The organism is Streptomyces sp. NPDC057654, from assembly GCF_042800135.1.
Lineage (GTDB): Bacteria > Actinomycetota > Actinomycetes > Streptomycetales > Streptomycetaceae > Streptomyces.
In genome coordinates this window covers 1-7983 of the sequence record NZ_JBHVHQ010000367.1, presented here as the reverse complement: position 1 = coordinate 7983, position 7983 = coordinate 1, and the positions used below count along the sequence as shown (strand labels likewise).

The following is a 7983-nucleotide window of genomic DNA, read 5'->3' as shown; positions in this document are numbered from 1 at the left end:
GAGCACGGGCGATCGGGGCACCTACGACCGTAGACTCGGATCAATCGGCTAGGGAGGTTCGGATGACCGCCGCAGTGGAGGACTCGGCCGCGCTGGACGAAATGTTCGCGGTGATAGAGGGCATGAACGTGCCCGGGGACTACCGCGCGGAGATCATCGAGGGGGAGATCGTCCTGAACCCGCAGCGCAAGGTGCACTCAAGGATCATCCAGTTGTTGACGGTGACCTTGATGGATGCGCTGGGACGCAACGCGAACATCCTCTGGGACGTACGCGTCGATTTCCCCGGGGTCCTCAATGGGTACGTACCGGACGTCGCGCTGGTGAAAGAGGGCGCGGAGGAGGATGACAACGGCAACCACAGCTACCGCGACGTCGAAATGGTGGCCGAGGTCGTCTCGCGAGGCAGCCGCCGCGACGATTACGACGCGAAGCTCGTGACGTATGCCCGCGCAGGAGTTCCCACCTACGTCATCGCCGACCCGAAGCGCGGCTTCGTGCACGTCCATCACATGCCCAAGGGCGACGAATACGACGACGTGAGCACCTACGCCTTCGGCGTCGCTTTCGATCTTCCTGGCACCGGCATCACTATCGAGACCACGGACTGGCCCCGCGACTGACCCACTCGTCAGCCGCGAGGCCGGTGTGCCCGACCCGGAGGGTCAGCGGCGCTTGCGGTGGCCGCGTTCCTGGTGGGGCGGCTTCTGGTCGGTGGTGGGGAGGGTGGGCTTGGGGAGGTTGGCTACCTCCCACTTGGCGCGCTCCAGCTGGCGGGCCGTGTCGTGGGGGAGGCGCGGCGGGCGGTGGGCCGCGTGGCGGAAGCCGAAGGCGGAGGTGAGGTCGCCGAAGGTGTCGCGGCGCCAGTCGGTGATGTTGGGCTCCTCGACGCCCGTCCAGTGCTCCAGGAACTGGAGCACCGAGGTGTGGTCGAAGGCGTCCCCGGCGGCCCAGCCGCCCACCGTCCACGGCGAGATGATCGTGCACGGCACCCGGAAGCCGCCGCCTATCGGCAGCCCCCGTACGAACTCGTCCTTCGTCCCGGCGGGCGGCGTGGGCGGCGGCACGTGGTCGAAGAGGCCGTCGTTCTCGTCGTAGTTGAGGATGAAGGCGGTCTTGCGCCACACCTCCGGGTTGGACGCGATGGCCTCGATCTTCCGGGCGACGAAGTCGGCACCCGCGGCCGGCAGATAGTCCGGGTGCTCGGACTCGGTGCTGGTGGGGATGATCCAGGACACCGCGGGCAGCCGGTCGTTGCGGGCGTCCTCCTCGAAGGCGTCGGCCGCGAGCTTGCGCATCCCGCGCTCGTACAGCGGATCGCCCGGCTTCGCGTCCTTGAATATCTTGAAGTTCTCCAGCATGTTGCAGCCGTAGTTGTCCTGCTGCTGGTAGACGCGCCAGCTCACCCCCGCCCGCTGGAGCCGCTCGGCGTACGTGGTCCACCGGTACGGCGTGGGCGCCGTGTTGTTGGTGATCGGGCCGCCCTGCGTACCGGACGGGTCGATCGTGCCCGTCATCCAGTACAGCCGGTTGGGCCAGGTCGGGCCGAAGACCGAGCAGAAGTAGTTGTCGCAGATGGTGAAGGTCTCGGCCAGCGCGAACTGGAACGGTATGTCCTGCCGGGTGTGGTACCCCATCACGTACGGGCCGTTCTTCCCGTCCGCCTTGCGGTGCGCGGGCAGCCAGCGGTCCATCTTCCCGCCGTTCCACGCCTCGTGCTGCACCGCCCACGCGTGGCTCGTGGAGGGGATCGCCTGCGCGCTGCTCTTGCGGGTGTTGAGCCGGAACGGCAGCAGATACCCCTCGGGGTTTACCTCGTCCGGCTGGTAGAAGACCGGGCGCCCGCCCGGGAGCCGCAGCGCGTCGGGGTCGGCGAAGCCGCGTACGCCCTTGAGGGTGCCGAAGTAGTGGTCGAACGACCGGTTCTCCTGCATCAGCAGCACGACGTGCTCGATGTCGTCCAGCGAGCCGTGCCGCTCCGGTCCGGCGGCCACCGCCTTCTGCACGCTCGGCGGCAGCAGCGACAGCGCCGCCGCGCCGCCGACCGCGCCCGCCGCCGAGCCGAGGAGTCTGCGTCGGGTCATGTCGGGCATGGGTGTCCCTCTCGCTCGAATCGCATACCGGCCCCAATGGGCCGACCCGACTCTCGCGGCGCGCGCGCACCAAGGGCAGGAGTCAATACGTGAACGATGCAACAAATGGCTGTGAAGAGACGGGAGTTGACTGATGTGGCCGTCTTGCGCCCCGATCGGCCTCAGCCGGACAGCGGAACGGCCCGTACGGAGTCCGTACGAGCCGAATCGGTAAGGGTTGCGTCCGTGCCGCTCAGGCCGTGCCGCTCAGCCCTTCGGCGGCGACGGCGGAGCGTCCTCCGGTCCGCCCTCCTTGCGGCGGATCTCCTCCTCGCGCCGCCGCAGATCCGCCTCCCAGCTCTTGAGCAGCTCCTCGTCCCGCGCCCGCTTCTCCTCGGACGCCCCGTCCTCGCGGATGGACTTCAGGAACTCGGGATTGTCGTCCGGCGCCACCCAGCTCCGCCTCGGCCCGGCCCCCGGCCCCGCGCCCGACCCCGCGGCGGCGCGCGGGCGGCCCGCGGCGAGCCAGGCGATCGGCCCGATCAGCACCTCGCCGAAGAGCAGGATGATGAACACCCACGCCAGCTTCGGCAGGCCCCTGACCTCCTGCTCCGGGGTGTTCAGACAGTCGATGAAGGCATAGATCCACAGGGCCAGGATCAGCAGGAACGGCAGATACCTGAGCATGGTGGCGAGCCCCCAGAGATAAGGAACGGGCCGGTCGGCGGCCCCCGTGACGGGACAAGGGTAGTGCGTGCTTGATACTTGATGGCATGGCTTATGACGATCTTCGCTCATTCCTGAGAGCCCTTGAGCGCGACGGCGACCTCAAGCGCATCAAGGCCGAAGTCGACCCCTATCTGGAGATCGGGGAGATCGTCGACCGGGTGAACAAGGCGGGCGGTCCGGCGCTGCTCTTCGAGAACGTGAAGGGCGCGGCGATGCCGCTGGCCATGAACGTCTTCGGGACCGACCGCCGGCTGCTGAAGTCGCTCGGGCTGAAGTCCTACGACGACATCAGCGACCGCATCGGCGGGCTGCTGAAGCCCGAGCTGCCGCAGGGCTTCGTCGGGGTGCGCGAGGCGTTCGGGAAGCTCGCGAACATGACGCACGTACCGCCGAAGAAGGTGAAGGGCGACGCCGCGCCCGTACAGGAAGTGGTGCTCACGGGCGACGACGTCGACCTGGAGCAGCTGCCGGCGCTCTTCACCTGGCCCGAGGACGGCGGCTCGTTCTTCAACCTGGGGCTCACCCACACCAAGCACCCCGAGACCGGCGTGCGCAACCTGGGCCTCTACCGCCTCCAGCGCCACGACAAGCGCACCATCGGCATGCACTGGCAGATCCACAAGGACAGCCGCAACCACTACCAGGTGGCGGCCCGGCGCGGCGAGCGGCTGCCGGTCGCGATCGCCTTCGGGGCGCCGCCCGCCGTGACGTACGCCTCGACCGCGCCGCTGCCCGGCGACATCGACGAGTACCTGTTCGCGGGGTTCGTGCAGGGCAAGCGGATCGAGATGGTCGACTGCAAGACCGTTCCGCTCCAGGTCCCGGCGCAGGCCGAGGTGGTCATCGAGGGGTGGCTGGAGCCGGGCGAGATGCTGCCGGAGGGGCCGTTCGGCGACCACACCGGCTTCTACACGCCGCAGGAACCGTTCCCCGCGCTGACCATCGACTGCGTCACGATGCGCAAGCGGCCGCTGCTCCAGTCGATCGTGGTGGGCCGGCCGCCGACGGAGGACGGCCCTCTCGGCCGGGCCACCGAGCGGTTCTTCCTCCCGCTGCTGAAGATCATCGTGCCGGACATCGTGGACTACCACCTGCCGGAGTCGGGCGGCTTCCACAACTGCGCGATCGTCGCGATCGACAAGCGGTACCCCAAGCACGCGCAGAAGGTCATGCACGCGATCTGGGGCGCGCACATGATGTCGCTCACCAAGCTGATCGTGGTCGTGGACGCCGACTGCGACGTCCACGATCTGCACGAGGTCGCCTGGCGGGCGCTGGGGAACACGGACTACGCGCGCGACCTGACCGTCGTCGAGGGCCCGGTCGACCACCTCGACCACGCCTCGTACCAGCAGTTCTGGGGCGGCAAGGCGGGCATCGACGCGACCGCGAAGTGGCCCGAGGAGGGGTACACGCGCGACGGCGGCTGGCCGCACATGGTCGAGTCGGACCCGGGGGTCGCCGAAAGAGTGACGAAGCGTTGGAAGGAGTACGGGCTGTGATGTCGGCCGCCGAAGGCGTACTGGGGTCCGGGCCCGCGCAGCCCAGCAGCAAGGTGCGGGCGTTCCTGCGGCTCGTGATGATCGAGCACTCCGTCTTCGCGCTGCCCTTCGCGTACATCGCCACGCTCACCGCGATGTACCGGCTCGACAAGGAGGTTCACTGGGGGCGGCTGCTCCTGGTGACCGTCGCCATGGTGGGGCTGCGCACCTTCGCGATGGCCTGCAACCGGATCATCGACCGCGAGATCGACGCCCGCAATCCGCGCACGGCCGGCCGCGAGCTGGTGACGGGCGCGGTGTCGGTGCGCTCCGCGTGGACCGGCGCGCTGGTGGCGGTCGTGGTGTTCCTGGGCGCGGCGGCGGCGCTGAACCCGCTGTGCCTGGCGCTCGCGCCGATCGCCGTGGTGCCGATGGTGGTCTATCCGTACGGGAAGCGGTTCACCGACTTCCCGCACGCGATCCTGGGCCTGGCGCAGGCGATGGGCCCGATCGGCGCGTGGCTCGCGGTCACGGGGGAGTGGTCGTGGGAGGCGGTGATCCTCGGCCTCGCGGTCGGCATCTGGATCGGCGGCTTCGACCTGATCTTCGGCTCCCAGGACGTGGAGGCGGACCGGGCGCACGGCGTGAAGTCGACCCCGGCCCGGTACGGCGTCCCGGCCGCGCTGTACGGGGCGCGGGTCTGCCACGCGCTGACCACGGCGCTGCTGGCGTGGTACGGGGTGGCCACCCATGCCGGGGTGTTCTTCTGGATCGGCCTGGCGGTCGTGGCGGTGGCGTTCTGCTACGAGCACACGATCGTCAAGCCGCACGACCTGTCCCGGCTGAACCGGGCGTTCTTCCAGACCAACGGGTTCATCGGGATCACGCTGTTCGTGTGCGTGCTGCTCGATCTGGTGGTGCGGGGACTGACGGTCTAGCGGGGCGGGGGCCCGCGGCGGCCGGATAGGCTCGGACCGTGGAGCCGTACGAACACACAAGAGCACGCCGCCCGTGGCTGGTGGGGGTATCCGGCGCGTCCGGGACCCCGTACGCCGCGGCGGTGCTGCGGGCGCTGCTGACCGCGGGCGAGGACGTGGACCTGGTGGTCAGCCGCGCCTCGCGGCTGACCCTGCTGGACGAGACGGGCATCAGCTTCCGCGACGCGCACTGGCGCGAGGATCTGGCGGCGTGGCTGGCCCGCGGCGCCGACGGCAAGCCGGGCGTCTTCGACGTCGATGTGTCGGGGGTGCGGTACTGGGCGGCCGGGGATCTGGCCGCGGGGCCGTCGTCGGGCTCGTACCCCGTACAGGGGATGCTGATCGTGCCCGCGTCGACGGCCTGTGTGGCCGGGGTCGCGCTGGGACTCTCGAAGGATCTGCTCCAGCGGGCGGCGAGCGTGACGCTCAAGGAGCGGCGGCCGCTGGTGGTCGCGGTGCGCGAGACGCCGCTGAACGGCCAGACGCTGAAGCACTTGGTGGCACTGGACGAGGCGGGCGCCGTGGTGCTGCCCGCCTCTCCGGCGTTTTATGCGGGGGCGACGCACATCCAGGATCTGGTGGACTTCGTCGCGGGGCGGGTGCTCGACGCGGCAGGGGTGCCGCACCGGCTGTACCGCCGCTGGGAGGGAGAGCTCGGTGGCGGCTCTCGTGAGGGTTAGAAAGCTCAGCGCTTCTTGGCGCGCGCGGTGCGGAACATCGTTCCGGTGCGGCGGGCGGCGGCAGCGGTGGGCTGGTGAGCACGCGAACGCTTGGCCTCGTCCTGAAGCTCACGCATCCGGGCGTAGGCCATCTCGATCGTGTACACGGGACACACTCCTAGATCTGCTGTGATCGTGTGACGGATTTGCAGGGCATCTGCCCTGTACGCCTTAGATTCTACATGCAAAACTGCGAGTTCGCTGATTAATGGAAGGTGTCAGGCGTATGGACGCGGTGGACAGGCAGCTCATCCAGGCTCTGCGGGAGAACGGCAGAGCCTCGTACGCGGAGCTGGGCCGGCTGGTGGGGCTCTCGGGGCCGAGCGTCACCGACCGGATCAACCGCCTGGAGGCGGCGGGCGTGATCACCGGGTACCGCGCGACGGTCGACGCCGCCTCGCTCGGCCTCGGCGTGACGGCCCTCATCGGCATCTCCCTCTCCGACGCCGCCGACCACGAGGACGTGGCGCGGCGGCTGCGCGACCTGCCGGAGATCGAGGACTGCTGGTTCATCGCGGGCGACGACTCGTACATGCTCAAGGCGCGCGTCGGCGACGTGGACGGGCTGGAGCGGACCATCCGCCGGCTCTCCGGCACCCGCGGCGTCTCGCGGACCCGCACCACGATCGTGCTCTCCACGAAGTGGGAGAACCGGGTCGGGGAGCTCCCCGAGGAGCCGTAGGCGTAGGCTCGACGAGGCCCGTACGGCGATAACGGACAGAGGCCCGACGGCGACAGCAGACACATGGACATGTAGTGGAGGCGACCGGATGACTGCATCGAAAATGGATGTGGGACTCAAGCGCGAGCTGGAGGACAAGGTCCGGTCCGGGGAGCGGCTGACCCGCGAGGACGGCGTCGCGCTCTACGAGAGCGACGACCTGGCCTGGCTGGGCGGCCTGGCCCACGAGGTGCGCACCCGCAAGAACGGCGACGTCGTGCACTTCAACGTCAACCGCCACCTCAACATGACCAATGTGTGCACCGCGTCGTGCGCGTACTGCTCCTTCCAGCGCAAGCCGGGGGAGAAGGACGCGTACACGATGCGCATCGAGGAGGCCGTCCGCCTGGCCAAGGCCATGGAGGGCGAGAACCTCACCGAGCTGCACATCGTCAACGGGCTGCACCCGACCCTGCCGTGGCGCTACTACCCGCGCTCGCTCAGCGCCCTCAAGGAGGCGCTGCCCGACACCGTCTCCCTCAAGGCGTTCACCGCCACCGAGATCCACCACTTCGAGAAGATCTCCGGGCTGCCCGCCTCCGAGATCCTCGACGAGCTGATCGAGGCCGGTCTGGAGTCGCTGACCGGCGGCGGCGCGGAGATCTTCGACTGGGAGGTCCGGCAGCACATCGTCGACCACGACACCCACTGGGAGGACTGGTCGCGCATCCACCGCCTGGCGCACGAGAAGGGGCTCAAGACCCCGGCCACGATGCTCTACGGGCACATCGAGGAGCCCCGGCACCGCGTCGACCACGTCCTGCGCCTGCGCGAGCTCCAGGACGAGACGAACGGCTTCCAGGTCTTCATCCCGCTGCGCTACCAGCACGACTTCGTGGACATGAAGGACGGCAAGGTCCGCAACAGGCTCCAGGCCCGTACGACGATGGCGACCGGCGCCGAGGCCCTGAAGACCTTCGCGGTCTCCCGGCTGCTCTTCGACAACGTCCCGCACGTCAAGGTCTTCTGGGTCATGCACGGCGTGCAGACCGCGCAGCTCGCGCTCCAGCACGGCGCGGACGACATGGACGGCTCGGTCGTCGAGTACAAGATCACGCACGACGCGGACAACTACGGGACGCCGAACAAGCTGACCCGTGACGATCTGCTGGACCTGATCCGGGACGCGGGCTTCCGCCCCGTCGAGCGCAACACGCGCTACGAGATCATCCGCGAGTACGACGGCCCGGACCCGGCGCGGCGCGAGTCCCCGCAGCCGATGCGCGTCTGAGCCCGTCCCTCTCCGAGGGAACACCGCCCGCACCCGTCGAGACCCCGGCCGCC

The 7983-nt window shown here is 69.2% G+C and carries 9 protein-coding genes; 6 read left to right on the top strand and 3 right to left on the bottom strand.

Features of this window, described 5'->3' with window-relative positions:
- Positions 1-62: 62 nt before the first annotated feature.
- Positions 63-623 carry a Uma2 family endonuclease gene (locus tag ACFU99_RS24665; protein WP_384395430.1) on the top strand — a complete coding sequence of 187 codons (561 nt, stop codon included), beginning with the start codon at positions 63-65 and terminating at the stop codon, positions 621-623.
- A gap of 42 nt (positions 624-665) precedes the next feature.
- Here the strand turns inward: ACFU99_RS24665 and ACFU99_RS24660 are convergent, their stop codons facing one another.
- Complete coding sequence (locus tag ACFU99_RS24660) at positions 666-2093, bottom strand: alkaline phosphatase family protein (protein ID WP_384395428.1); 1428 nt, start codon at positions 2091-2093, stop codon at positions 666-668.
- Positions 2094-2339: 246 nt separating this feature from the next.
- On the bottom strand, positions 2340-2759 hold the full coding sequence (locus ACFU99_RS24655; protein ID WP_384395426.1) for a PLD nuclease N-terminal domain-containing protein: 420 nt from the start codon (positions 2757-2759) through the stop codon (positions 2340-2342).
- 86 nt (positions 2760-2845) lie between these two features.
- Between ACFU99_RS24655 and ACFU99_RS24650 the strand changes: the two genes are divergently transcribed.
- From ACFU99_RS24650 to ACFU99_RS24640, 3 genes are read left to right on the top strand one after another with little or no spacing between them, the layout of a single operon-like run.
- A complete protein-coding gene (locus ACFU99_RS24650) occupies positions 2846-4303 on the top strand; it encodes a menaquinone biosynthesis decarboxylase (RefSeq protein WP_384395424.1) in 1458 nt (485 codons plus the stop codon).
- Positions 4303-5220 (top strand): menaquinone biosynthesis prenyltransferase MqnP, encoded by a 918-nt coding sequence (gene mqnP / locus ACFU99_RS24645; RefSeq protein ID WP_384395422.1) that lies wholly within the window; start codon positions 4303-4305, stop codon positions 5218-5220. The genes ACFU99_RS24650 and mqnP overlap by 1 nt, the downstream gene beginning before the upstream one ends.
- A 38-nt stretch (positions 5221-5258) precedes the next feature.
- Entirely contained in the window at positions 5259-5939 is a 681-nt protein-coding gene (locus tag ACFU99_RS24640; protein ID WP_384395420.1) for a UbiX family flavin prenyltransferase, read from the top strand.
- A 5-nt stretch (positions 5940-5944) separates the two neighbouring features.
- Here the strand turns inward: ACFU99_RS24640 and ACFU99_RS24635 are convergent, their stop codons facing one another.
- The gene (locus tag ACFU99_RS24635) at positions 5945-6085 is read right to left on the bottom strand and encodes a hypothetical protein (protein WP_363225760.1); all 141 of its coding nucleotides are present in this window, start codon (positions 6083-6085) and stop codon (positions 5945-5947) included.
- A 119-nt stretch (positions 6086-6204) separates the two neighbouring features.
- Here ACFU99_RS24635 and ACFU99_RS24630 point away from each other — a divergent pair, with 119 nt between their 5' ends.
- Positions 6205-6660 (top strand): Lrp/AsnC family transcriptional regulator, encoded by a 456-nt coding sequence (locus tag ACFU99_RS24630; protein ID WP_384395418.1) that lies wholly within the window; start codon positions 6205-6207, stop codon positions 6658-6660.
- 103 nt (positions 6661-6763) lie between these two features.
- Positions 6764-7930: an aminofutalosine synthase MqnE gene (mqnE, locus tag ACFU99_RS24625; protein ID WP_384395432.1), complete on the top strand. Its 1167-nt coding sequence runs from the start codon at positions 6764-6766 to the stop codon at positions 7928-7930.
- Positions 7931-7983 lie beyond the last annotated feature (53 nt).